At 70.5% G+C, this 24005-nt stretch carries 19 protein-coding genes and 1 pseudogene; 3 read left to right on the top strand and 17 right to left on the bottom strand.

The features are described from left to right. Positions 1-81: 81 nt before the first annotated feature. Positions 82-1323, bottom strand: a complete 1242-nt coding sequence (locus OHA11_RS43505; RefSeq protein WP_266506462.1) for an acyl-CoA dehydrogenase family protein — start codon at positions 1321-1323, stop codon at positions 82-84. 327 nt (positions 1324-1650) lie between these two features. Here OHA11_RS43505 and OHA11_RS43500 point away from each other — a divergent pair, with 327 nt between their 5' ends. Further along, the gene (locus OHA11_RS43500) at positions 1651-2916 is read left to right on the top strand and encodes an alpha-L-fucosidase (RefSeq protein WP_266506461.1); all 1266 of its coding nucleotides are present in this window, start codon (positions 1651-1653) and stop codon (positions 2914-2916) included. A 98-nt stretch (positions 2917-3014) separates the two neighbouring features. On the opposite strand, the gene OHA11_RS43495 is transcribed toward OHA11_RS43500, so the two are convergent. The 9 genes from OHA11_RS43495 to OHA11_RS43455 all read right to left on the bottom strand — a co-directional run bounded on the left by OHA11_RS43495 (position 3015) and on the right by OHA11_RS43455 (position 16565). Next, a complete protein-coding gene (locus OHA11_RS43495) occupies positions 3015-3587 on the bottom strand; it encodes a cysteine hydrolase family protein (protein WP_266506460.1) in 573 nt (190 codons plus the stop codon). Then, complete coding sequence (locus tag OHA11_RS43490) at positions 3584-5080, bottom strand: cytosine permease (RefSeq protein WP_266506458.1); 1497 nt, start codon at positions 5078-5080, stop codon at positions 3584-3586. The genes OHA11_RS43495 and OHA11_RS43490 overlap by 4 nt, the downstream gene beginning before the upstream one ends. A 143-nt stretch (positions 5081-5223) precedes the next feature. Next, positions 5224-7443 carry an NADP-dependent isocitrate dehydrogenase gene (locus OHA11_RS43485; RefSeq protein WP_266506456.1) on the bottom strand — a complete coding sequence of 740 codons (2220 nt, stop codon included), beginning with the start codon at positions 7441-7443 and terminating at the stop codon, positions 5224-5226. Positions 7444-7640: 197 nt separating this feature from the next. Then, positions 7641-8978, bottom strand: coding sequence for a hypothetical protein (locus OHA11_RS43480; RefSeq protein WP_266507848.1), 1338 nt, complete (start codon positions 8976-8978; stop codon positions 7641-7643). Between the two features lie 372 nt (positions 8979-9350). Continuing rightward, positions 9351-10694, bottom strand: coding sequence for an aminomethyl transferase family protein (locus OHA11_RS43475; protein ID WP_266506454.1), 1344 nt, complete (start codon positions 10692-10694; stop codon positions 9351-9353). A 324-nt stretch (positions 10695-11018) separates the two neighbouring features. Continuing rightward, positions 11019-13403 (bottom strand): bifunctional salicylyl-CoA 5-hydroxylase/oxidoreductase, encoded by a 2385-nt coding sequence (locus OHA11_RS43470; protein WP_266506452.1) that lies wholly within the window; start codon positions 13401-13403, stop codon positions 11019-11021. Positions 13404-13414: 11 nt separating this feature from the next. Further along, complete coding sequence (locus OHA11_RS43465; protein WP_266506450.1) at positions 13415-15130, bottom strand: AMP-binding protein; 1716 nt, start codon at positions 15128-15130, stop codon at positions 13415-13417. 41 nt (positions 15131-15171) lie between these two features. Then, positions 15172-16086, bottom strand: a complete 915-nt coding sequence (locus OHA11_RS43460; protein WP_266506448.1) for an acyl-CoA thioesterase II — start codon at positions 16084-16086, stop codon at positions 15172-15174. Continuing rightward, entirely contained in the window at positions 16083-16565 is a 483-nt protein-coding gene (locus tag OHA11_RS43455; RefSeq protein ID WP_266506446.1) for a cupin domain-containing protein, read from the bottom strand. The genes OHA11_RS43460 and OHA11_RS43455 overlap by 4 nt, the downstream gene beginning before the upstream one ends. A 165-nt stretch (positions 16566-16730) precedes the next feature. Here OHA11_RS43455 and OHA11_RS43450 point away from each other — a divergent pair, with 165 nt between their 5' ends. Beyond that, positions 16731-17150: a RidA family protein gene (locus OHA11_RS43450; RefSeq protein ID WP_266506444.1), complete on the top strand. Its 420-nt coding sequence runs from the start codon at positions 16731-16733 to the stop codon at positions 17148-17150. A gap of 134 nt (positions 17151-17284) precedes the next feature. Here OHA11_RS43450 and OHA11_RS43445 read toward each other — a convergent pair whose 3' ends face one another. From OHA11_RS43445 to OHA11_RS43430, 4 genes are all read right to left on the bottom strand, one after another. Then, positions 17285-18292: a hypothetical protein gene (locus OHA11_RS43445; protein WP_266507846.1), complete on the bottom strand. Its 1008-nt coding sequence runs from the start codon at positions 18290-18292 to the stop codon at positions 17285-17287. A 279-nt stretch (positions 18293-18571) separates the two neighbouring features. Continuing rightward, the gene (locus OHA11_RS43440) at positions 18572-19003 is read right to left on the bottom strand and encodes a hypothetical protein (RefSeq protein ID WP_266506442.1); all 432 of its coding nucleotides are present in this window, start codon (positions 19001-19003) and stop codon (positions 18572-18574) included. Positions 19004-19062: 59 nt separating this feature from the next. Beyond that, positions 19063-19542 (bottom strand): SHOCT domain-containing protein, encoded by a 480-nt coding sequence (locus tag OHA11_RS43435; protein ID WP_266506440.1) that lies wholly within the window; start codon positions 19540-19542, stop codon positions 19063-19065. Between the two features lie 504 nt (positions 19543-20046). After that, complete coding sequence (locus OHA11_RS43430; protein ID WP_266506438.1) at positions 20047-20706, bottom strand: HdeD family acid-resistance protein; 660 nt, start codon at positions 20704-20706, stop codon at positions 20047-20049. A 255-nt stretch (positions 20707-20961) separates the two neighbouring features. On the opposite strand from OHA11_RS43430, the gene OHA11_RS43425 reads away from it, so the two are divergent. Next, positions 20962-21570, top strand: coding sequence for a potassium channel family protein (locus OHA11_RS43425; protein ID WP_266506436.1), 609 nt, complete (start codon positions 20962-20964; stop codon positions 21568-21570). A gap of 207 nt (positions 21571-21777) precedes the next feature. On the opposite strand, the gene OHA11_RS43420 is transcribed toward OHA11_RS43425, so the two are convergent. The 3 genes and pseudogenes from OHA11_RS43420 to OHA11_RS43410 form a co-directional block, all read right to left on the bottom strand. Next, complete coding sequence (locus OHA11_RS43420; RefSeq protein WP_266506434.1) at positions 21778-21975, bottom strand: hypothetical protein; 198 nt, start codon at positions 21973-21975, stop codon at positions 21778-21780. Positions 21976-22152: 177 nt separating this feature from the next. After that, positions 22153-22671, bottom strand: coding sequence for a hypothetical protein (locus tag OHA11_RS43415; RefSeq protein WP_266506432.1), 519 nt, complete (start codon positions 22669-22671; stop codon positions 22153-22155). 21 nt (positions 22672-22692) lie between these two features. Then, a pseudogene (locus tag OHA11_RS43410) lies at positions 22693-23886 on the bottom strand (MFS transporter); the annotation flags it as partial. Between the last annotated feature and the right edge of the window lie 119 nt (positions 23887-24005).

Genomic DNA, 24005 nt, shown 5'->3' with positions numbered 1-24005 from the left:
CGGGTTCCGATCCGGGCGCGGCTGATCGCGTACCCGTCCTGGGATGTGCCATGCATGCCTCACACGGATGTCACGGAACGCTCACGGAATGAGCGGAATGTCATGCGAGGGCAGCCCGAGCCGGTCGCAGCCGACGCGCCGCGCGAACGGCTCGGCCATGCTCGGCCCGATGTGCGTCCAGTACGTGGCGGCGTCCCGGAAGTACCGCTGCATCCGCTCGCCGTCGCGGGCGTGGCGGGTACCCGCCGTGCGGAACAGGATGCTCTGCGTGACGTCCCAGGCCATGCGGCCGGCGGTGAGGAAGACGAGCGCGAGGCGGTTGTCGTCGGCCATGGTGAAGGACGCCTCGCCCGAGACATTGCGACGGCAGGTCTCCATGTAGTCCTCGGCGTTGCGCTGGAGGGCCGCCTCGGCGGTGTGGATCGCGCCGAGTGCCTCGCCCAAGTGGCGCTGGTAGTCGTGCAGTTCGGCCCGCGTGCGGTCGGGTTCCAGGGTCAGCGGCCGCTGGGCGACGATCCGGGCGTACTCGTCGGTGGCCGCGTAGGCGGTGCCGATCATGATGGCGGCGAGTTCGCCGTGGTAGAAGCTCGGGGCGCGGCCCGCGTACAGCGCGTTGCCGTGCAGCTTCGACCCGGGTGTGCCGCCCTCCACCGGCAGGTCGAGCAGGCTCACCTCCCGGGTGAGGTACACGGGGATGCGGGCCTGATCCATGCGGATGCTGTTGGAGCCGCTGCCGCGCAGCCCGAGGACGCCGTGCCAGTCGTCGAGCAGGGTCCACACGGAGCGCGGCGCGACGAACAACACCCGCGGTCCGGGCGGGTCGCCCGGCTTCTGAGGGGCGCGCAGGGTCTGGCCGACGCAGTGCGTGGAGTACGGCGAGCCGGAGGCGTACGGCCAGGTTCCGTCGAGGACCACATGTCCGTCGCCGTCCGGCTTGGCCACGCCGACCGGGCTGAGGGTGGACGAGGCGCGGAACTCGCCGTCGTCGCCGAAGATCTCGTCCTGCGCCCGCTCCTCGAACTGTGCCGCGACCTGGAGCACATGGGCGGCGGTCAGGGAGAGCGCCCAGCCCGTGGAGGGACAGCCGCGGGCGATCTCGGTGACCACGCGGTAGAAGGTCGGCAGGCCGAACTCGTATCCGCCGTAGCGGCGCGGCTGCAGGATCCGGTAGAAACCGGCGCGCAGAAAGTCGTCGTGCGTGTCCTTCGGGTAGCGCGTCAACCGCTCGGTCTCCGGTTGGCGTTCGAGCAGCGCGGGCCGCAGGGCGACGGCTCGGCCGATCAGTTCGCGTTCGGTCAGTCCGGGTTCGGGAGCGGCGATCACGGTGCCTCCTGACGTGTGGGGCCATCCGTACGTGACGCGGTACACGCGATTGAACACGCGACCGACTCCACCTGTACCCACCGGAAAGCGCCAAACAGGCCCGTACGAGGGTGATCCGGAAGCGCCGAAGAGGCGCTCCTTCTCGTGACGCGCTGCCGTACGCCCCCACCCACCGCGAGCAACCCACCGCGTGCGATGCGCAGTAACCGAATCGCAGTGTCCGATTCACGGTGACCGACTTGCGCGTACGAAGACCATGGTGAAAACGGACCAGTAGTGGTGACCGTCGCCCACGCGTCGAACCGGGCGCGCGCCTAGCGTGGAGCCATGCCGATGCAACCCTGGTTTCCCGATGCCAAGCTGGGCATCTTCATCCACTACGGCATCTACGCCGTGGGCGGCGCCGCCGAGTCCTGGTCCTTCTACACGGGCGAGATGACGCACGAGCAGTACACGAAACAGCTCGACGGCTTCACCGCGTCGCACTACGACCCGGATGCCTGGGCCGAGTTGTTCGCCCGCGTGGGCGCACGGTACGCGGTGCTCACCGCCCGGCACCACGACGGCGTCGCCCTCTGGGACACCGACCACCGGAACCTCGACGTGGTACGGGACACCCCGGCGGGCCGTGACCTCGTCACCGGCTTCGTCGACGCGCTGCGCGCACGGGATCTCAAGGTCGGCCTCTACTACTCGCACTCCGACTGGAACCACCCGGACTACGCGAGTGAGCGGCACCCCGGGCCGTACATCGTGCCGCCCAACGGCTACTCGCACGCCGAGCCCGGCGAGGAGGACCCGCAGACCTGGGCGCGTTATCTCACGTACCGCGACGGCCAGGTCCGCGAGCTCGTCGAGCGTTTCCGGCCCGACATCCTCTGGTTCGACGGGGAGTGGGAGCGCACCGAGGACCAGTGGCGGATGGGCGAGCTCGCCGAGCTGATCCTCTCCGGCAAGCCGGACACCATCCTCAACGGCCGCATGCTCAGTTACGGCGACTACGCCACGCCGGAGCAGGGCGCCCCGCTGCGGGCCCCGGACGGCCCGTGGGAGCTGTGCCTCACGATCAACGACTCGTGGAGCTTCCGACCGCGGGACCGCGGCTTCAAGTCGGTGCGCCAGCTGGTGCGGTACTTCACCGAGACGATCGGCATGGGCGGCAATCTGCTGCTGGCCGCCGGGCCTCGTGAGGACGGCACGATCCCAGAGGAGCAGGTCGAACGCCTGGAGGGCCTCGGCGCGTGGATCGCGCGGCACTCCGACGCCGTGTACGGCACGGTCGCCGGGCTGCCCCCGGGGCACCACTACGGCCCCAGCACGCTCTCCGCCGACCGGCGCACCCTCTACCTGGTGTGCTTCGACACCCCGCGCGACTCCGTCTCGATCCGCGGCCTGCGCAACCCGGTCCGGCGGGCCTCGGTCCTCGGCTCGGGCGCCGAACTGGGCCACCACGTCACCGGCGGCCTCGACGCCGTTCCCGGCGTGACGTGGATCGACGCGCCCACGGCGGCCGACCTGGACGACCGGGCGACGGTGATCGCCGTCGAACTCGAAGGGGAGCTGGACCTCTACACGGGGGTGGGGCGCCTCTGACGACTGCTCGGGGGCCGAGGCGCCTCTGACGACAACTCGGGGGCGGGACGCCTATGACGACTACTCGGGGGCGAGTCGCCTCTGGCCACGAAGGCTGTTCACGCGTTCCCGGCCGACACCCCGGCCAGCACCTCGGCCACGGTGACGACCCGGATCAGGGGCCGGTACAGGTCCATGACCTGCAGGGCCTTGGCGTGCGAGGCCTCGTCCGCGCCCGCGCAGGCGTCGGCCACCACCCGTACCTCGGCTCCGGCGTCGGCGGCGGCCAGTGCGGTGGACAGCACACAGCAGTCCGTACTGACTCCGGCGAGCACGAGACGGCCCTCGGGACCCACGCGCTCGGCCAGCTCCGGAGTCCACTTGCCGAAGGTCGGGGCGTCCACCAAGTGCCGGGCGTGGGGGGCGAGTTCGTCCACCAGTTCCCAGAGCCGGTCGTGCGGCGGCCGGAGCGCGAAGGGCCACTGCTCGTAGTAGGCCCGCCAGGCGCCGACGGGCTTCTCGGGTGCCAGGAACCGGGTGAAGGTGACGTGTTCCGCGAAGGCCGGCAGCAGGCGGCGTACCCCGTCCGCGGCCTCGGTGAAGCGGGGCGCGGCCCAGGGGCTGTCCGGCTCGGCGAAGACGCGCTGCATGTCGATGACGGCCAGCAGGCCGTGTGGTCCTGGCCGGCTCATGCGCCCAACACCTCCTCGTCCAGCGGTCGGCTCGGGGGCCGCGCCTCCTGCGTACGGACCCGGCCGCGGCCGAGTGCGAGGGTGCCGAGGAAGCCGAGGGCGAGCGCGGCGAGGACGCCGAGGTTGGCGTAGGCCCAGGAGCCGTCCTTGCCGCCGAGGCCCAGCGGGCCGAGCAGATAGCCCTGCCACTCCAGCCAGTCGGCGGCCGTGTTGGTGACGAGGCCCCAGCCGATCGCAGTGGCGGCGAGGGTGAGCAGCAGCGGGAGCGATTCGACGTCGCCGTAGCGGCCGCGGACGCGGAACAGGTCCGCCTCGTCGTAGTCGCGGTGGCGCAGCGCCAGGTCGGCGAGCAGCACGCCGCACCAGGCGGCGACGGGCACGCCGAGTGTGGTGAGGAAGCCGATGAACTGGCCCAGGAAGTCGTCCGTGAGGAAGACGATGTAGATCGAGCCCGCGATCATCAGGACGCCGTCCATCAGGGCGGCCAGATAGCGCGGCACCCGCAGGCCCGCCGCGAGCAGGGCGAGGCCGGAGGAGTAGATGTCGAGGACCGCGCCGCCGACCAGGCCGAGTACGGCCACGGCGGCGAAGGGGATCAGGAACCAGGTGGGCAGGATCGTGGTCAGCGCACCGATCGGGTCGGCCGCGATGGCCGTGTTGAGCGTGGTGGACGATCCGGCCAACAGCAGGCCGAAGACCAGCAGGAGCAGGGGCGCCGCCGAGGCACCGAAGGTGGTCCAGCCGATCACTCCCCGGCCGGAGGTGTCGCGTGGCAGGTAACGCGAGTAGTCCGCGGCGGCGTTGACCCAGCCGAGTCCGAAGCCGGTCATCATGAAGACGAGGGCGCCGATGAACTCCTGGGCGGAGCCGGCCGGTAGGGCGCTGACGGCCGACCAGTGGATGTGGTCGGCGACGAGCCCGATGTAGACGACGGTCAGGACACCGGTGACGACGGTGATCACCGTCTGCAGCCGCATGATGAGGTCGAAGCCCATCACGCCGCCGACCACGACGAGCGCCCCGACGACGATCAGGGCGACGGCCTTGGTCGCGGTGCCGCCGCCCCAGCCGAGCCGGTCGAGAACGGTCGCGGTGGCCATGGTCGCCAGGGCCGTGAGCACGGTCTCCCAGCCGACGGTGAGCATCCAGGAGACGACCGACGGCAGCCGGTTGCCCCGGACGCCGTAGGCCGCCCGGCTGAGCACCATCGTCGGCGCGGAGCCGCGCTTTCCCGCCACCGCGACGAACCCGCAGAGCAGGAAGGAGAAGACGATCCCGATCACCCCGGCGGCCAGCGCCTGCCAGAACGAGATCCCGAACCCGAGCGCGAAGGACCCGTAACTCAGGCCGAGGATCGACACGTTGGCGCCGAACCAGGGCCAGAAGAGCGTGCGGGGTGTCCCCTTGCGCTCGGCATCACCGATCACATCGAGCCCGTGCACCTCCACCTGGAGCTGCCGACTGCCTGCTCCTCTGTCGGGAGAGTCCGTCATCGTCGACCTGCCTGTCTGGAGGGGCTGGACACCCGCGCCCCAAAGGGGCGCGGGGCAGTGTCGATATGCGGCTCCGCAGCGTGGGCGCGACCAGCCACGACGGACCCGCAGACGACACCGCGAACCCAGTGGACCGCTCGGACTCAGCCGAGCGTGGCCAGCGCCGCGTTCAGCGTCGCGGACGGCCGCATCACGGCCGCCGCCTTGACCGGGTCGGGCTGGTAGTAGCCACCGATGTCGGTCGGCGAACCCTGCACCGCGATCAGCTCGTCGACGATCGTCTGCTCCTGCGCGGTCAGCGTCTCGGCGAGCGGGGCGAACGCCTTGGCGAGCGCCGCGTCGTCGGTCTGCTTGGCCAGCTCCTGCGCCCAGTAGAGGGCGAGGTAGAAGTGGCTGCCGCGGTTGTCGATGCCACCGAGGCGACGGCTCGGCGACTTGTCGTTCTCCAGGAACGTGGCGGTCGCGCGGTCGAGGGTGTCCGCGAGGACCTGGGCGCGCGCGTTGTCCGTGGTCTGCGCGAGGTGCTCGAAGCTGGAGGCCAGCGCGAGGAACTCGCCCAGGCTGTCCCAGCGCAGGTAGTTCTCCTTGACCAGCTGCTGCACGTGCTTCGGCGCGGAGCCGCCGGCGCCCGTCTCGAAGAGGCCGCCGCCGTTCATCAGCGGGACGACCGAGAGCATCTTGGCGCTGGTGCCCAGCTCCAGGATCGGGAACAGGTCGGTCAGGTAGTCGCGCAGGACGTTGCCGGTGACCGAGATGGTGTCCTCGCCGCGGCGGATGCGCTCCACGGAGAGCTTGGTCGCCTCGACCGGGGCCAGGATGCGGATGTCCAGGCCCTCGGTGTCGTGCTCCGGCAGGTACCGCTGGACCTTCTCGATGAGCACGGCGTCGTGGGCGCGGTCCTCGTCCAGCCAGAACACGGCCGGGTCGCCGGTCGCGCGGGCGCGGGTGACGGCGAGCTTGACCCAGTCCTTGATCGGGTCGTCCTTGGTCTGGCAGGCGCGGAAGATGTCGCCGGCGGAGACCGCCTGCTGGAGGACGACGTTGCCGGCCTGGTCGACGAGGCGGACCGTGCCGGTGGCCGGGACCTCGAAGGTCTTGTCGTGGCTGCCGTACTCCTCGGCCTTCTGCGCCATCAGACCGACGTTCGGGACCGAGCCCATCGTCGACGGGTCGAAGGCGCCGTTGGCGCGGCAGTCGTCGAGGACGACCTGGTAGACGCCGGAGTAGCTGCTGTCCGGGAGGACCGCGAGGGTGTCGGCCTCCTGGCCGTCCGGGCCCCACATGTGGCCGGAGGTGCGGATCATGGCCGGCATGGAGGCGTCGACGATGACGTCGGACGGGACGTGCAGGTTGGTGATGCCCTTGTCGGAGTCGACCATGGCGAGCGCGGGGCCGTCGGCGAGCTCGGCGTCGAAGGACGCCTTGATCTCGGCGCCCTCGGGCAGGGACTCCAGGCCCTTGTGGATGCCGCCCAGGCCGTCGTTCGGGGTCAGACCGGCGGCGGCCAGCGTCTCGCCGTACTTCGCGAACGTCTTCGGGAAGAAGGCGCGCACGACGTGGCCGAAGACGATCGGGTCGGAGACCTTCATCATCGTGGCCTTGAGGTGCACGGAGAACAGCACGTCCTCGGCCTTGGCGCGGGCGATCTGCGCCGTGAGGAACTCGCGCAGGGCGGCGACGTGCATAACGGACGCGTCGACGACCTCGCCCGCGAGGACGGGTACGGCCTCGCGCAGGACCGTGGTGGAGCCGTCGTCGCCGACCAGCTCGATACGCAGCGAGCCGGCCTCGGAGATCACCGCGGACTTCTCGGTGGAACGGAAGTCGTCGACACCCATGGTCGCGACGTTGGTCTTCGACTCGGGGGTCCAGGCGCCCATGCGGTGCGGGTGGGCCTTGGCGTAGTTCTTGACCGACGCGGGGGCGCGGCGGTCGGAGTTGCCCTCGCGCAGCACCGGGTTCACGGCACTGCCCTTGACCTTGTCGTAACGGGCGCGGATGTCGCGCTCCTCGTCGGTCTTCGGGTCGTCCGGGTAGGCGGGCAGCGCGTAGCCCTGCGCCTGCAGCTCGACGACCGCGGCCTTCAGCTGCGGGATCGACGCCGAGACGTTCGGCAGCTTGATGATGTTGGCCTCGGGCGTCTTGGCCTGGTTACCGAGCTCGGAGAGGGCGTCGGGGATGCGCTGGCCCTCCTCCAGGAACTCGGGGAAGAGGGCGATGATCCGTCCGGCCAGCGAGATGTCACGGGTTTCCACAGTGACACCGGCCTGCGACGCGTACGCCTGGACCACCGGCAAGAACGAATAGGTCGCCAGGGCCGGGGCCTCGTCAGTGTGCGTATAGATGATGGTCGAGTCAGTCACCGGGTGCTCCGCTCCACGTCTGCAACATTGCTCGACATCAAGATATCTCCTGATCGGACCTGACCGGACAGGAGGCCGCACAAGTACGCCACAGTCCGGCCGAAGGCCGTGCGCGACGGGCTCGGCGTGCGGGGTGCAGGGCTCGGGGTTCCGGGCTCGGTGCGTGGGGGTCGGGCTTCGGTGCTCGGAGTCGGGACTCAGCCCGCGGAGGGCGCGACGTGGAGGCGCAGGCCGCCGACCTGGTGCTGTTCCCAGGTCCGGGCGAACGCGGGCGGTTGCCCCTTCGGCGTCGTGAGGGCGGCGACCGGTAGCCGCTGGGCGGCCCCGAGGATGTCCGCCGGGGTGGTGTTCGCGTTGTGTCCGTCGGTCTGGACGGAGCGGCAGCCCGCGTAGAAGGCGATCGGGATGGCCAGGTGCCCGGTCAGCAGACAGGGCGGCCGTACGCCGAGACGACGCAGCTCGGCCGCCGTGCGGGCCCAGTCGCGGTGCGAGGCGGTGGTGCGGTCCACGGCGCGGTCCAGCACGGCGTACTGGACCGCCAGATGCCCGGCGAGGCCGAGTGTCACCAGGGCCGCGGCCACCGGCCGCCGCTTCCGCATCGACACGGTGACGACGTGGATGAGCGCATCGGCGACCGGAATGGCCAGCAGCGCGTAGCAGGGGAGCAGGAAGCGCGGCGCCGCGTATCCGATCATGAACAGATACGGGACGGCCACGGTCGTGGCGCAGGCCAGGGGCAGGAGGGTGCCCGCGGTACGCCGGGCCCGGACCGCGACCGCCAGCCCGAGGGCGGCGAGCAGCGGCAGGACGAACCACCACACGATGATCGGTGTGGCCGGAATCGATCCGGCGCACGGGCGGCACAGGCTGCGTCCGCCCAGGGTGCGCAGCTGGTCCAGGACGGCGATGTTCCAGCCGAGGCCGCCCTGGATCCCGGATGCGGCGGCGAGCCGCTCGCTCAGGCCGCCGAAACCGACGTACGCCTCGACGATCCATTGCGCCGTCCCGGTCGCCGACCCCACGACGAGCGCCGCCAACAGGCCCGGTCGGCGCCACCGATGGACGCACACCAGCACGGCGAGCAGGGGCAGCGCGGCCCAGAAGGTGTCGGTGGGCCGCATCCACGCCATCAGTGCCGCACTCGCACCCACGCCCCACAGGGCCGCCCGGTCGTGCGGGTCGGCCTGCGCGCGCAGGAAGTAGCCGACGGCCGCCAGGGCGCCGATCGCGACCCAGTAGTTGGGCATGGCCTGCGGGCCGTAGAACACGGTCACCCACAGCGTCGCGAACAGGGCACCCGCGGCGCCCAGCACCCGCGCGGGGAAGAGCCCGCGCCAGGCACGCAGCGCCAGGAAGAGGCCGAGCCCGGACAGCAGGGCCAGATAGACCCGCAGCAGCTCCGTGGACGACGACCACGAGGTGATCGGCGCGACCAGCAAGGAGACGCCGCGGGCGCGCGGGGCGCTGAAGAACGCCGCCGGGGTGTGACCGCTGACCTGACTGACGTACACCGTCTCGTCCCAGCCGAGGCCCATCCCGGGGCGTACGAACGCCAGTTGGGCCAGTGTGAAGCCGACCGCCACCGCGGCCGGCCAGGCGTGGCCCGCGGTGCGTGGACCGATGCGGGCGGTACGCGTCGGTCCGTGGCGCTCGGCGGGTACGAGCGTGACGTTCAAGGTCTTGGCCATCGTCCACCCTTCGTCCCCGCGCGTGCGCAGGGCCTCCTCCGTCTCCGCCGAGGAGGGCAGGACGAAAGGTATTTTCCGGTGAAAACATGGCCAAATTAACGCGCGTTCTTCGAGAACGCAGGGAGGAGCGAAGGAGACGTTCCGCCGTCCGGAGCAACAGCGCGGGCGCGTCAGATGTGTCAGACGTCGCTCAGACGCATGAGGCGTTACTCGGACGTGTCAGGCGTTGCGGCGATACAGGGTGCGCGCGTGCAGGTTGAACGGCACGGGGTGGACGGTGGCGCGGACGCGCGGGAATCCGAGGTCCGCCTCGGGGTCGGTACCGGAGCCGGGGTGCTCGCCCCACACCACCCGGACCTGGGTGCCGGGCTCCGCGTACTCCTTGTCGACCAGGGCCAGCGACAGCAGGGTGCCGACCGGGTCGATGCTCGCGGTCTGCATGGTCACGCCGACCAGGCCGGTCGCGCTCTCCACTCGGTGGCGGGCGTAGGTCAGCCGGAAGCCCGGATCCCGGCCCCGGCCGATCACGTCGAGCACGTCACCGGCGTCGAAGAGCAGCGTGACCTTCGTGCGCCGGACGGCGTCCTTCGCCTTCGCGAGAGCGTCCCGGCCCAGGAAGTCGTGGTTGAAGGAGATCATCCTGCCGTAGCCGAGCTCGTACGGGGAGCAGTAGTAGTCCTCGATGTCCGTCGAGAAGTAGCTGCCGTTCAACGGGCGTTGGCCCTCGATGCCGTACAGGGGAAGGTGCTTGCGGTACTCCAGCAGGTCGGGGTCGGAGTAGATGGCGGGTACCGGTGAGGGGATCCAGCCGCTCTCCACGTTCGGCGTCGTGTAGGCCAGGGCGCCGACCTGGACCAGGCCGAGCGGTTCGCCCGCCTCGATGAACGCCTCGTGTACGGGGGCGGCGTGCTCCCAGGGGCCGATGAACTCGAAGCCGGCCTGACCCGCCATGCCGTGCCGCAGGGCGCGGAAGCGCCGGCCGTCCAGGGCGACCGGGGTGGAGTGGAAGAACTTCGTCTCCGGCAGCGGCCCGCCGAAGGCCCGCTCCACCAGGTCCTGGGCGAACGGACCCTGGACCTGGTAGCGGAACAGGACGGGGTCGCCGCCGCCCCGGCGGTAGGCCGAGGACGGGTCGGTGACGAAGGAGACGTCGTAGCCGCCCTTCTCCGCGTGGTACTGGACCCAGTGCTGCGCGGCGGGGATACCGCTGAGCAGATACCTGTTCTCGGCCTCGCGGGCGAGGATGCCATCCGTGACGATGTTGCCGTCCTTCGTCACCGGGACGTACTGCTTGGCCTGACCGACGGCGAACTTCTCGAAGTTGTTGGCACCGTGGTCCGCGAGCAGGCGCGTGGCGTCCGGACCCTCGATCCATAAGTCGTACATGTGGTGCGAGAGGTTGAGGAGAGCCACGCCCTCGTGCCACGCGGCCTGCTCCCGGCGCCAGCCGGCGTACTCGCGCTCGACGACCTCGGGGGTCCACGGTGCGGCACCCGGCTTCCACAGGAGCGCGATGGGCGACCCCGCGTTGTCGATGCCGTCCTGAAGACTGGGGGTTGCCATACGGCTCCTTGTCGTCATCGTCATCGCTAAAGTCCGCGCGCGGCTACCAAATCGATCCAGCGGCGAAGCTAACAGAGCCGTTCTCACGCTGACGAGGGTCGACGAGGACCGTGCGGCGCACGCATAGGTTGCGTGCGCCGCACGGTCCCCGCAGGGGTTTCGGATGCTGTTGGCGAATCCGCGGGGCGAAGCAATTGTCGCGTGAGTCCCAGCGACACGCCGGGTTTACGGCGTGTCGCTGGGACTCAGGGCCCACTTGCTGGAGGTCTGACGGGATTCGCCAACAGCATCGGGTTTCGGACCGGGGCCCGCCACCTGCTCGGCTCAGGTGACCGTCACCGGCTCGCGGGGCGGGGTCCAGCGCAGGTGGACATTCTGGGGGTCGGAGTCGTCGGACCGCAGCAGCGAGAGGCGGGGGCGTACGGCGTCGGTGCGTGAGGTGGGCGGCTTGCGGCTGCCTGCCCGGTACTGGACCGGCCATTCGCTCGCGGCGCCCCGGTACTCCTGCTCGGCCGCCGCGTGCAGGGTCCAGTGCGGGTCGTAGAGGTGGGTGCGGGCGAGGGCGCACAGGTCGGCGCGGCCCGCCAGGAGGATCGAGTTGACGTCGTCGTAGGAGGCGATCGCGCCGACCGCGATGACCGCGGTGCCGGTCGCGGCGGTGACCTCGTGGCGGATCCGGTCCGCGAACGGGGTCTGGTACGAGCGGCCGTACGCCGGGTTCTCGTCCTTGGTGACCTGTCCCGAGGAGACGTCGATGGCGTTCGCGCCGTGGGCGACGAAGGCGCGGGCGATGCCGACGGCGTCGTGCTCGGTGTTGCCGTCCGGCACCCAGTCGGTCGCGGAGATGCGCACGATCATCGGCCGCTCGGCGGGCCAGGCGGCCCGGACCGCGTCGAACACCTCCAGGGGGAACCGGAGCCGGTTGTGCAGCGAACCGCCGTACTCGTCGGTGCGGTGGTTCGCGACCGGTGACAGGAAGGAGGACAGCAAGTAGCCGTGCGCGCAGTGCAGTTCGAGCAGGTCGAAGCCCGCCTCGGCGCCGCGTCGGGCAGCCGCGACGAAGTCGGCGGTGATCCGGTCCATGTCGGCACGCGTGACCTCGCGCGGGACGGCCGACTCGGGGCCGTACGGCAGCGGCGACGGGCCTACGGTCTCCCAGTTGCCGTCCGGCAGCGGATCGTCCATGCCCTCCCACATCAGCCGCGTGGAACCCTTGCGGCCGGAGTGGCCGAGCTGGAGGCCGATGCGGGCGGTGCTGCGGTCGTGGACGAAGGACACGACCCGCGCCCAGGAGTCACGCTGTTTCTCGGTCCACAGCCCCGTACAGCCGGGGGTGATGCGGGCGTCGGGCGAGACGCACACCATCTCCGTCATCACCAGTCCGGCCCCGCCCATGGCCTTGGAGCCGAGGTGGACGAGATGGAAGTCGCCGGGCACGCCGTCGACGGCGGAGTACATGTCCATCGGGGAGACGATCACCCGGTTCTTCAGCTCCAGCTCCCCCAGCCGGAACGGCTGGAACATCGCCGGCGCGACCTCGTCGATCCCCTGGGACGCGGCGAAGCCGGCGTCGACGCGGTCGGCGAACTCCCGGTCGCGGGTGCGGAGGTTGTCGTAGGTGATGCGGCGCGAGCGGGTCAGCAGGTTGAAGCAGAACTGGGTCGGCTCCTGGTGGACGTACATGCCGATGTTCTCGAACCACTCCAGCGAGGCCTGCGCGGCCCGCTGCGTGGACTCGACCACCGGTCGCCGCTCCTCCTCGTAGGCCGTCAACGCGCCCTCGATGTCGGGGTGTTCGTGCAGACAGGCGGCGAGGGCGAGCGAGTCCTCCATCGCCAGTTTCGTGCCCGATCCGATCGAGAAGTGCGCCGTGTGCGCGGCGTCGCCGACGAGGACGAGGTTGTCGTGATGCCACCGCTCGTTGCGTACGGTGGTGAAGCCCAGCCACTTCGAGTTGTTGGCGAACACCTGGTGGCCCGCGAGTTCCTCGGCGAAGAGGTGGCGGAGGCGTTCCACGGCCCGCTCGTCGGAGGCGCCCGGCGGGAACTCGGTCTCCTCGGTGTCGTCGAAACCGGCCCGACGCCAGACGTCCTCGTGCATCTCGACGATGAAGGTGGAGCCGCTCTCGGAGTAGGGGTAGCCGTGGACCTGCATGGTCCCCCACTCGGTCTGCCTGATGAAGAACTGGAAGGCCTCGAAGACCCGGTCCGTGCCCAGCCACATGTATCTGTTGTGCCGCCGGTCCAGCGAGGGGCGGAAGACGTCCCCACGGGCCGCCCGGACCTGGGAGTTGAGACCGTCGGCCCCCACCACCAGGTCGTACGAGGCACGCAGGTCGTCCACCGCGGGCGCGAGCGTCGAGTAGCGCACGGAGACACCGAGTTCGCGGCAGCGTTCCTGCAGCAGGCGGAGCAGGTCCTTGCGGCTCATCGCGGCGAAGCCCTGGCCGCCGATGGTGTGACTCCGGCCGCGGTAGTGGATGTCGATGTCGGTCCAGCGGGCGAACCGCCGTGCCATGGCGTCGGCGAACTCCGGGTCGGCGTTCTCGATGCCGCCGAGCGTCTCGTCGGAGAAGACCACGCCGAAGCCGAACGTGTCGTCCGGGGCGTTGCGTTCCCAGACGGTGATGTCGTGTGAGGGGTCGAGCTGTTTCATGAGAGCGGCGAAGTAGAGGCCACCGGGGCCACCGCCAACGATCGCGATCTTCACGGGGGTTCCTCTCACTGCTCGACGGCGGCCGTGGCGGCCTGCTCGTCCTCGACGATCCTGCGGAGTGCGAAACGCTGGAGCTTGCCGCTGGCGTTGCGGGGCAGCGCGTCGCAGAACCGCACGTCACGCGGGTACTTGTAGGGAGCGATGACCTGCTTGACGTGGTTCTGGATCTCCTTGGCCTTGGCACCATCGCCCGCCACGCCCTCACGGAGCACGACGAACGCGCAGACGACGAAGCCGCGTTGGGCGTCGGGCTTGCCGACGACCGCGGACTCCAGGACGTCGGGGTGGGTGTCCACGGCTGCCTCGACCTCGGGCCCGCCGATGTTGTAGCCCGAGGAGACGATCATGTTGTCGCCGCGGGCGTGGTAGTGGAAGTAGCCGTCCTCGTCCCGGTGGAAGACGTCGCCGGTGACGTTCCAGCCGTCCACGACGTAGTCCTGCTGGCGTTCGTCGTCGAGGTAGCGGCAGCCGACCGGGCCGATGACGCCGAGCCGCCCGGGCTCGCCGGGTCCGAGTTCCGATCCGTCGGAGCCGAGGATGGTGGCGCGATAGCCCGGCACCGGTTTCCCGGTGGCGCCGGGCCGGATGTCGTCACCGGCGGCCGAGAGGAAGATGTGCAGCAGCTCCGTGGCACCGATCCCGTCGATGACCCGCAGTCCGAGCCGATCCCTCAGCCGCTCCCAGACGGCCCGGGGTATGTGCTCGCCGGCCGACACCGCGACGCGCAGCCCGGCGAACCGCTGTTCCTGCCCCTCCCGCAGGATCGCCTGGTACGCCGTGGGGGCTGTCGCGAGGACGGTGACGCCCAACTCATCGACGTACTCGGCGAGTTGGAGCGGCGTTGCGGCCTCGGTCAGCAGGGCGCAGGCGCCCGCCCGCAGCGGGAAGACGACGAGCATGCCGAGGCCGAAGGTGAAGGCGAAGGGGGCACTGCAGGCGACCAGGTCGCCGGGGAGCAGGCGCAGCACATGGCGGCCGAAGGTGTTGTCGATGGACAGGATGTCCCGGTGGAAGTGCATCGTGATCTTCGGGACGCCGGTGCTGCCGGATGTCGGCGCGAGGAGCGCCACGTCGTCGGCGGCGGTGTCCACGGCGGTGAACTCGCCGGACTTGGTACCGGCCCGCACCACGAGGTCGTCCGGGCCGGTGCCGCCGAACTCCACGACCGTCAACGTCGGTGACGCGGTGTCCCGGCCGGCGTGGGCGTCTTGCGCGTCCTGCGCCTCCCGGACGGCGTGCACGTCCCCGGCGAACCGCTCGTCCACCAGCGCGACTGAGGGGCGCGTGCGCTCGACGATCGGGGCGATCTCGCGGGCGCGCAGCGCGGCCATGACGGTCACGACCACTCCCCCGGCCTTGAGCACGCCGAGCCAACTCGCCACCGCCCAGGGGTTGTTGGGAGACCGCAGCAGGACCCGCTGTCCCGGGACCAGCCCGAGGTCCTCGGTCAGCACCTGGGCGACCTGGTTGGCCCGGGTCCGCAACTCGCCGTAGGACCAGGTCTCCCCGGTCGGTGTACGCAGCGCCGGACGGTCGGCTCCGAACGTCGTTACGGGGATGTCGATGAGCTCGGTGGCGGCGTTGAGCCGGTCCGGGTACCGCAGTTCGGGCGTGCTGAACTCGATGGTCGGCCACAGGTGCGCGGGAGGAAGGTGGTCGCGTGTGAAGGTGTCCAGGTGCGCGGATATCGCGAATATCGGGGGAGATGACGGAGGAGTCATCGCGGGAGTCCTTCCGGGAGCCCACCGGTGGAGGCGGCGGGTCAGGTGGGGCGGATCATGCCCTCCTGGACGACGGTGGCCAGGTGACGGTGGTCGCGGGTGAAGAAGCGGCCCGAGCCGAGGCCGCGGCCCGCCTCGGCGGCGCCGGCCTCCTGGACGTAGAGGAGCCAGTCGCCGACGGGTTCGGGGCGGTGGAACCACATGGCGTGGTCGAGGCTGGCGGTGACGAGCCCGGGTTTGGCCCAGGGCAGGTCGAGGACGCGCAGGACGGGTTCGAGAATCGTGTAGTCGCAGACGTAGGCCAGCGCGGCCAGGTCGCGTTGGGCGTCGGTAAGTCCCTCGACGGGCCGGAGCGGGTCGAACGGCTTGAGCCAGACAGCCTGTTGCGGGACCCGCTTGCCCTCGACGGTGAGGTAGACCGGACCGGGCACGTGCCGCATGTCGAAACCGCGGCCACCGGACCAGTAGGCCTTCGACTCCTCGGTCATGGAACCGCCGCTGAGCCCGGCGAGATACGCCGCCGAGCTGGGCAGCTCCTCGGGGGCGGGCAAGTCCTCGGCGAGCTCCGGGAGTTCGGCCTCGAAGGTCTGGCCGGGCTCCCCCGCGGCGAAGTTGGCAAGGCAGACGTAGAGGGTCTTGCCGTTCTGGTAGCCGCGTACCTGACGGGTGCTGTAGCCGCGGCCGTCGCGCAGTACCTCCACCTCGTAGCGCACGCTCGCCCCGATGTCGGCCGGGCGCAGGAAGTAACTGTGCATGGAGTGCAGCGTCTTGCCGTCGGTCACCGACCGCATGGCCGCGGCGGCGGCCTGGGCGACCAGGTCTCCACCGTACGCCTTGGGCCACGGGCAGGGCTGGGTGACAGCGGTGAAGGCGAGGTCGAAGTGCTCGGGCTCGGCCGGTGTCAGCGCGACGGCCGCGGTGAAGATCTCCGAGGTGGGCGGGGTTCCGGTCGTCATCGGTCCAGCCAATCCAGCAGGTCGGCGTCCGCGATGTCGGGCAGGTTGACGACGATATTCTCCGGCGTACGGGTGGTCATCCACGTCAGCGGCCTGCTCCGGGAGAGGTTGCACTCGATGTGCGGCATGAACGGCGGCACGAAGACCCAGTCGCCCTCCTGCATGTCGACGTAGTCCGCGAACTTCTCGCCGAAGTAGATGCGGGCCCGCCCCGACAGGACATAGCCGCCCGTCTCGGCCTCGCCGTGGTGGTGGGTCACCGAGCGGTAGCCGGGTTCGTTGCTGACCTTGCCGAACCAGAGCCGCCGGGCCGGGGTGTGCTGGGCGCTGACGCCCGAGACCCGGACGGCCCCGCCCGAGTCGGCGGTGTTCGCGCTCTCGGAGCCGGCCCGGGTCACCACGGGTGCGACGAGCCCGCTGGGCAGCCGGTACATCGAGTTGTCGCCCTCAAGGCGGTATTTGCTGAGGTCGGGCTCCATGGAGGGGGCTCCGTTCCAGTCGTGACGGCTCAGACGACTTCGGTTCAGACGACTTCAGTCCCGTTCGCGCTATCTCGTTTTTTTCACGACCGTCATTTACTGTCAATACATGCCACTGTACGGATCGTCGGATCGGACCGCGACCGACCTCGAACCGGAGGCCGTATGACCCACATCGCCGTGAACCCGGCTGCCCTGCCGACGCCCCGTGGCTACTCACACGGAACACTGGCGGGGAACACCCTGCATCTCGGCGGGCAGACAGCCCTCGACGCCGACATGAAGATCGTTCCTGGGGGCATCGTCGAACAGTTCCGCCAGGCGTTCGGCAACATTCTGACGACGCTCCGGGAGGTGGGCGGCAAGCCGGATGACCTGGTCAGCGTGACGATCTACCTCACGGACATCCCCGACTACCAGGCGCACGGCAAGGAGATCGGCAGGGTCTGGCGCGAACTCGCCGGACCCGTGTACCCGGCGATGGCGGGGATCGGCTGCACCGGTCTCTGGCAGCCCGAGGCAATGATCGAGATCCTCGGCGTGGCCGTGATCCCGGAGGAGCGGCTCGTCCGTCCGGGCGGCTGAGCGGCGCTGGACCGGCGCTCGGTACCGCCGCTCGGCGGCGGTGACTGCGCGGGGGCCGACTCGGCCGTCATGCGTCCGCCCCGGCGATCACCGAAGTGAGCGCCGGGGCGGCATCGTCATGGTGGAACACTCACTCAGTTCCCGGGAGCCGCCTTCCGCAGGGCCGTGATGCACATGCTGACGGCCTGCTGGAGCTCCTCCAGGCGCTGGAGCATGTCGTCCTCGTAGATGGTGTCGAGGTCGTCCACGTCGTCGAAGGTCAGCTCCTCGAAGACCTTCGTCGCCTTCTGCAGGCTGCTGTAGAACTTCGTGCGGCGCTCCTGGAGGCGGAGTTCGGGGTTGGCCTGGACCGTCTGGGCGACCAGGTCCTTCACCGTGTCGTAGGCGTCGGAGGCCCACTCGCCGGTGTCCTCGCCCTCGTCCAGCTCGTCGATGAGGGACAGGTGGCGCTCGGCCTCGGCGCGCAGTTCCGAGGTTGCCTCGATCGTCTGCCCGGCAGGGGTCTTGACCTGGCCGTTCTCGACGATCTGGCGGACGTAGCCGATACGGCTGGCCGCCTGGGTCTCGGTGGCGACCGCCTTCTTCAGGTCGTCGGTACGGGCGATGTCCCGCGCCAGCTCCGTCTGCAGGGCCGGGTCCTCCTTCAGCCGGTCCAGGAGCGCGGCCCGCGCCGCCTGGGCGGTGGAAGGGTCGGCGAGGATCGCGGCCCGCAGCGCGGTGGGGTTCTCGGCGACCTCCAGGGCCTTGGTCGGCCGGATGCCCTCGGCCTCGGCCGCCGCGGCGATCGCGGTGCCACGGTCGGAGGAGGCGCTGGAGCGGGAGGTGTAGTACGAGTGCCACACGTCGGAGTCCGGCAGCTCCACGTCCTGGCCCGGGGCCAGCGCTTCGAAGTACGGGACGAGACCGTCGTCGGCAGCCTTGTCCCACGCCTTGTAGTAGCGCATGACCCGCTCCGGCGAGCACCCGGCCAGCTCGGCGAACTCCTTCGCGGAGACCTTCGGCGTCTCCCCCGCGATCTCCCCGCCGGGCCGCACGCTGCGCGCGACCTTCAGCGCGAACGCCCAACCGCCGGCCCGGACATACGCCCCGAACTCCCGGGCGTCCACCGCCACCATCTCGTGCGGGACTTCCTGCGCCACCATCTGGTGCGGGACATCCTGCGCCACCACGTCGTGCGCGACGCCCTGTGCCACCGCGTCGTGCGCGACGACCGCCGGATCCCCGTCGTCGGACGCCCCGGGCTCCTCCCAGAAGCCCTCGTCCGCGGAGTTTCCTTCCCCGGGTGTCTCGGCGGCGGGCGGGACGGTCGGTGCGGGCTGAGCGATCTCCACGGTCACTGAGAGACTCTCCTGGGAGGTGGTACGGGCTGCAACGGACAGAGCGTGCAGCCTATATGAGCCCGCTCACGACGCTTTGAACCCTCAGGAGCGTTCCATCTGGTCGGAGTCGTCCCGCCGGACCACGCACAGGGCCCAGATGATGAACCCCGAGACGGCGATCATCACGATCGACCAGACCGGGTAGTACGGCAGGGAGAGGAAGTTGGCGATGATGATGAGTCCGGCGACGGCCACTCCGGCGACGCGCGCCCACAGTGCCGTCTGGAAGAGTCCGATACTGACGAGCACGGCGACGGCGCCCAGGATGAGATGGATCCAGCCCCAGCCGGTGAGGTCGTACTCGAAGCTGTAGTTGCTTGTCGTGACGAAGACGTCGTCCTCGGCGATCCCCGCGATGCCCCGGCAGATGTCGAGTACGCCCGCGATCATCAGCATGACCGCTGCGAATGCCGTCAGTCCTTCGGCCCACGGCCGCTTGGTCGTGTGCGTGTGCGCGGTGTGTGTGGCGGTCATCGTGCTACCTCGTTTCAGTCTCGTACGGTGCCTTCGACTCGTGCCTTCGACGTGTGCCCTCAGCTACCGGAAGCGGAGGTGGCGGTGCTGCCCGTGCGTTCCGACGGGCCGTGGCCGCTCAGGACCAGTTCCTTCGCCCTGCGGAACTCGTCGTCCGTGATGTCGCCACGACCGCGGATCTCGGACAGCTTGGCGAGTTCGTCGGCGCTGCTCGGCCTGCCGTCGCCGTCGCCGCTCTTGGCGGTCTCCCGGACATAACTGGCGAATGCGTCCTGTTGTGCGCGTGCCTGCGCGGCCTCCCGGCGGCCCATGTTCTTGCCGCGGGCGATCACGTAGACGAAGACGCCCACGAAGGGCAGGAGGATGACGAACACCAGCCAGCCGGCCTTGGCCCAGCCGCTCATCGCGTCGTCACGGAAGATGTCGACGACGATCCGGAAGAGCAGGACGAACCACATGATCCACAGGAAGAACACCAGCATGGACCAGAAGACGCTCAGCAGCGGATAGTCGTACGCGAGGTACGTCGGCCCACTCATGTCTCTCCTCCGCTCCGTCCCGGACATTCGCCCGGCAGCCGTTGTCTGTCGCCTCCAGCCTGCCCATGACATGGCCGGACGTCCTCACCCAGGGCGGGTGAGAGAGAGGTCCGCTGGGCCCGCGACTGCGGCGAGCGCTGCCACGACCAGCGCCTGCCCGGCGGCCCCGGCACCCCGCCGGGCCACGGCCCGGACACCTCGGGCGACCCGCCCCACGACGGCAGGAGGGTGAGCATCAGCAGGGCCGAGGCGACGACACGGCGCAGGCGCAGGTGCGTATGCCTGTCGCCCGGCGCAGTCGCTGGTACTCCGCGCGCTCGTCGCTGGTCGGGCGTGACCGGATGCCGTGTGCGCGCCGGAGGGGGACGGTTCGCCGGACGGGGACGGTCCGGGGGTCTGGTCCGAGGTCATGGCTCCTCCTCGGTCGGGCGGGCCGCTCTCGGCGGCGAGCTGCGTCGTGCCGTCGGGGCACGGCGCCCGCCGGGGTGTACGCGAACGGCAGACTCAGCCGGTCCGGGCGGGGTCGTGCGATCCCGCGATACCGGCCCTGCGGAGTGCGGCCCGCCAGGCGAGGGCGAGGGCCACCTCGGCCAGGCCGAGCAGGACCAGCCAGAGTCCGAGCAGCCGGGTCAGTGCCCGGGCCGACTCGGAGGGCAGGGCCAGCACCACGATCCCCGCGACGATGCCGATCACCGCGATGCCGAGGACGAAGCCCCGGTGGGGCAGGTCCCTGGCGGCGAGGGCCGTGTAGAGGGTGAGGATGCCGGAGACCACCCAGACGATCCCGACGATCAGTGAGAGCGCGGCGATGGTCTGCAACGGGTTCCGCAGGCACAGCACCCCGCCCAGGACGTACAGCACGGCGAGGAGCAGCCCGGGCAGCCGTTCGCCGTGGTCGTCGCGGGCGAAGGCCTCGACGAACCGGAACGCCCCGGTCACGAGCAGATACAGACCGAGGAGGACCGCCACGACGTGCAGGGTCTCCTCCGGCCAGACCAGGATCAGAATGCCCGGTACGAGCGTGGCGACCGCGGAGCCCAGGACCCACGTCCAGGAGCGGCCGAGTTTCGCCAGCACCTCTGCGGGGTCGGCGGGCCCGGGGGCCGCCCCGTCGGGCATGTGCGCAGGTCCGGCAGGAGATGCGGGATCACGCGACACGGTCATGGCTCCTCCTCGCGCGATCGAGCGGGTCGCTCCCGGACCGCCGACGGAGCGGCGGTGTACGGGGATCGCACGGCCAGCGTCCCGCCCGCCGTCGGCCACCGGGTCACCCTCGGCGGGTGATCCGTCCGCACCGCCGCAGCGATGAGGTGAACACGGAGGACACGCGCCGACATGCGGCGCGACCGACGAAACAGAAGAACCGACAGCACAGAAGAACGGACAGAAGAACGGACGGAACAGACGAAGAGACGCGAGATGGATGATCAAGCGGCTGCCCCGAAGGATCACGTGGCCGCCCGGACGGAGTCCACCCGGCCCGAGCAGGCGGCGGACCGGAGACGACCAGGTCCGAAGCGGTGGGAGACGGTCGTGGCCGTCGCGCGAATCGTGTTCCTCGCGGCGGGCCTCGTCACCGCGTACTACCTGCTGCCCCTGGACAGGCGCGGTACGGGCCGTACCACGGCACTGCTCGTGATCGGCCTGCTGGCGGTCACCCTGGTCTTCCTGTGGGAGGTGCGGGCCATCATGCGCTCGCCCTGGCCCCGGCTGAAGGCCGTCGAGGCTCTGGCGGCCACGCTGGCGTCGTATCTGGTGCTGTTCGCCGGCGTCTACTACGTGCTGGAGCACTCCTCCCCGGGCTCCTTCAGCGAGCCGCTGACCAGGACGGACGCGCTGTACTTCACTCTGACCACGTTCGCCACCGTCGGGTTCGGAGACATCGTGGCCCAGTCCCAGACGGGACGCGTGGTGACGATGATCCAGATGATCGGCGGACTGATGCTCGTGGGGGCCGCCGCCCGGGTGCTCGCTGGTGCGGTCCGGGCGGGTCTGCGACGGCAGGGCCGGGAGCCACCGCCGGACTAGGACTCCTCGGCACGAGGACAGCGCACAGGAATGCGAGTCATGGCCGTACCAAGCGCGCATTCACAGCGTCCCTGTCACCGGGCGAGCGGGCCACGTACGGAAGGCACGCGCGTACGCGCGCCTCGCGTTCGTGCCACGGCTGGTTCGAGGCGGAGAAGGAGCGGCCCGACCCCATCAAGGTGATCGAGCGTCAATCGGCCACTTGGCTCACTCCGGCAGTTGGCGCATCTCCAGGACCCGTAGGCCGAGCGACCGGCAGCGGGCCAGCAGGCCGTACAGGTGCGCCTCGTCGATGACCGAGCCGTACAGGACCGTCTGGCCGGACATCACCACGTGCTCCAGCTCCGGGAAGGCGCTGGTCAGCGTCTTCGACATGTGTCCGTCGACGCGGATCTCGTAGCGCATGAGCTGCTCCCGCGGGTGGCCTGGGGCAGACGGGTTGCGGTCCTTCACTGCAATCCTCCGCCACGGCGCACCGCCCGGCCTCACCCCGCACAGGTGAAACGCCGCACGGCACACGCTCGACCTGCGTCGATGCTCCCTGGGGTGACGGCTCCGGCCGGTCAGGGGGCGACTCCCGCCTCAGTGCGTCAGGAAGATCTTGCACGCGATGATCAGCAGACCGAGCAGCAGGTTCACCGAGGCGGCGGCGACCACCAGGCTCCATGCCGCTCCGGCCCGTCGCGCCGCGACCGCCGACCAGCCCACCTGGCCCGCCACGGCCACCGCGAGTGCCAGCCACAGGGAGCCCGACAGGTCGAGGCCAAGGAGAGGGCTGACGGCCAGGGCGACGGCCGGTGGGACAGCGGCGTCGACGATCGGCCACTCGTCGCGGCACACGCGGAGGACGACCCCACGGTCCAGGCTCTGTTCGGCCAGGCGCGCCCCGAACAGTTCGGCGTGCACGTGCGCGATCCAGAACACCACGCCGGTGAGCAACAGCAGCAGCACCATTTCCAGCCGTGGGAAGTCGCCCAGGGAGCCGGCGCCGACGATCACCGAGGCGGCGAGCATGGAGCCGTAGACGCCACCGGTGTAGTCGGCACGGACCCGGCGCTCGGCGCTGCGCGCTCGGGCTGTGCTGTGCTCGGTCTCGGACACGGCGGCCTCCCTCGCAGTCGGTCAGCCGGCCGAACCGGCCGAACCGGCCGTATCAGCCGAGCCGGTCGTGTCGGCGGGCACGCCGGAGCCGGCCTGCTTCGGACGGGCGGACCCCCGGGTCGGCAGGTGCGGCGTGACCAGGAAACTGGCGAGCGTGATGCCGCCGGTGGCGAGGATCGCCGCCTTCAGACCGTTGAGCTGCGCCGACGCGTACGAGTCAACCACGGCGTCGACCTCGGACGGGGGCAGCCCGGCGCGTTCGGCGGCCGAGCGCACCTCGTCGGTGGGCACGAAGCTGATCCCGGCTTCGAGGGCGACACCGGTCTGCTGACGGGCCTCCTCCGACAGCTGCGGGTTCTCCTCCACCTGCGCGGTGAAGGCATGGGCCAGGGCGCCGATGAGTTTGGATCCGATGAGCGCGGTACCCAGCGCGGAGCCCAGGTTCTGGGCCGTGAACTGCAGTCCACCCGCCTGGCTGCGTTCCTCCTCGCCCACGGTGGACTGGACGACGTTGCCCAGCTGGGAAGCGAGCAGGCCCATGCCCACACCGAGCAGAGCCATGGCTCCGGCGAACTGCGCGTCGTCGATGACCGGGTCGATGGTGGCCAGCAGCCACACGACGGCGCCGACCAGGGTCGCCAGGACCAGCCGGACCACCCGGCGCGGTCCGGCCGCCCGTCCGAGCCGTGCGGCGACCATGGAGGCCGCGAGCATGGTGACGGACACGGGGAGCAGTCTCAGACCTGTCTCGAAGGCGTCGAAGCGCCGTTTCTCCCAGTGCTGGAAGGCGGCGAGTACGGCCACCCCGGCGGCGACGACGAACAGGGTCGGTGCGAAGCCGAAGACGGTGAAGGGCGGGTTGCGGGGCCGCACCCATCCCCAGGTGCCGCTCTGCAGTACCCCGAGGACGCCGAGGCCCAGCCCGGTCGCCGAGAGTGCGGCGCCGACCCCGTCCAGGTGGGGGCGCGGTCCGGTGCGAGGCGATTCCGTGATCACCCGGTGGAAGCAGAGGACGATCAGGACGACCACGACCTCACCGGCGAACACCAGCCGCCAGGTGAGGTACGTCGTCACCCAGCCGCCCAGCAGCGGGCAGACCGCGATGCCGGCTCCGGCGAGGCCGCCGATGACGCCGTAGGCGACGGCTCTGTCCCGCCCGCGGTAGGACTCGGCCACGAGGGCGGCCATGGCAGGCAGCACCAGCGCGGCGCCTAGGGGGCTTCTGATGGATCTCCGTGGGGAAGGAGCGGCGTTCGGTGCGTTCTCTCGGTGTGCCGGGCACAGACCCGCGTACTGGACGTACTTGGGTCTGTGCCCGGTGCGGCGAGAGGACG

Origin of the sequence: Streptomyces sp. NBC_00878, from assembly GCF_026341515.1 — a bacterium.
Taxonomy (GTDB): Bacteria; Actinomycetota; Actinomycetes; order Streptomycetales; family Streptomycetaceae; genus Streptomyces.
Note: the sequence above shows the minus strand (reverse complement) of the source record. Positions and strands in the feature narration are given on the sequence as shown.

What these genes read in the sequence shown, in the direction of transcription:
- OHA11_RS43500 (WP_266506461.1), top strand. Translation starts at nt 1,651, where the DNA reads ATGCCGATGCAACCCTGGTTTCCCGATGCCAAGCTGGGCATCTTCATC.
- OHA11_RS43495 (WP_266506460.1), bottom strand. Translation starts at nt 3,587, where the DNA reads ATGAGCCGGCCAGGACCACACGGCCTGCTGGCCGTCATCGACATGCAG.
- OHA11_RS43490 (WP_266506458.1), bottom strand. Translation starts at nt 5,080, where the DNA reads ATGACGGACTCTCCCGACAGAGGAGCAGGCAGTCGGCAGCTCCAGGTG.
- OHA11_RS43480 (WP_266507848.1), bottom strand. Translation starts at nt 8,978, where the DNA reads ATGGGCCTCGGCTGGGACGAGACGGTGTACGTCAGTCAGGTCAGCGGT.
- OHA11_RS43475 (WP_266506454.1), bottom strand. Translation starts at nt 10,694, where the DNA reads ATGGCAACCCCCAGTCTTCAGGACGGCATCGACAACGCGGGGTCGCCC.
- OHA11_RS43465 (WP_266506450.1), bottom strand. Translation starts at nt 15,130, where the DNA reads ATGACTCCTCCGTCATCTCCCCCGATATTCGCGATATCCGCGCACCTG.
- OHA11_RS43460 (WP_266506448.1), bottom strand. Translation starts at nt 16,086, where the DNA reads ATGACGACCGGAACCCCGCCCACCTCGGAGATCTTCACCGCGGCCGTC.
- OHA11_RS43455 (WP_266506446.1), bottom strand. Translation starts at nt 16,565, where the DNA reads ATGGAGCCCGACCTCAGCAAATACCGCCTTGAGGGCGACAACTCGATG.
- OHA11_RS43450 (WP_266506444.1), top strand. Translation starts at nt 16,731, where the DNA reads ATGACCCACATCGCCGTGAACCCGGCTGCCCTGCCGACGCCCCGTGGC.
- OHA11_RS43445 (WP_266507846.1), bottom strand. Translation starts at nt 18,292, where the DNA reads ATGGTGGCGCAGGAAGTCCCGCACGAGATGGTGGCGGTGGACGCCCGG.
- OHA11_RS43440 (WP_266506442.1), bottom strand. Translation starts at nt 19,003, where the DNA reads ATGACCGCCACACACACCGCGCACACGCACACGACCAAGCGGCCGTGG.
- OHA11_RS43435 (WP_266506440.1), bottom strand. Translation starts at nt 19,542, where the DNA reads ATGAGTGGGCCGACGTACCTCGCGTACGACTATCCGCTGCTGAGCGTC.
- OHA11_RS43430 (WP_266506438.1), bottom strand. Translation starts at nt 20,706, where the DNA reads ATGACCGTGTCGCGTGATCCCGCATCTCCTGCCGGACCTGCGCACATG.
- OHA11_RS43425 (WP_266506436.1), top strand. Translation starts at nt 20,962, where the DNA reads ATGGATGATCAAGCGGCTGCCCCGAAGGATCACGTGGCCGCCCGGACG.
- OHA11_RS43420 (WP_266506434.1), bottom strand. Translation starts at nt 21,975, where the DNA reads ATGCGCTACGAGATCCGCGTCGACGGACACATGTCGAAGACGCTGACC.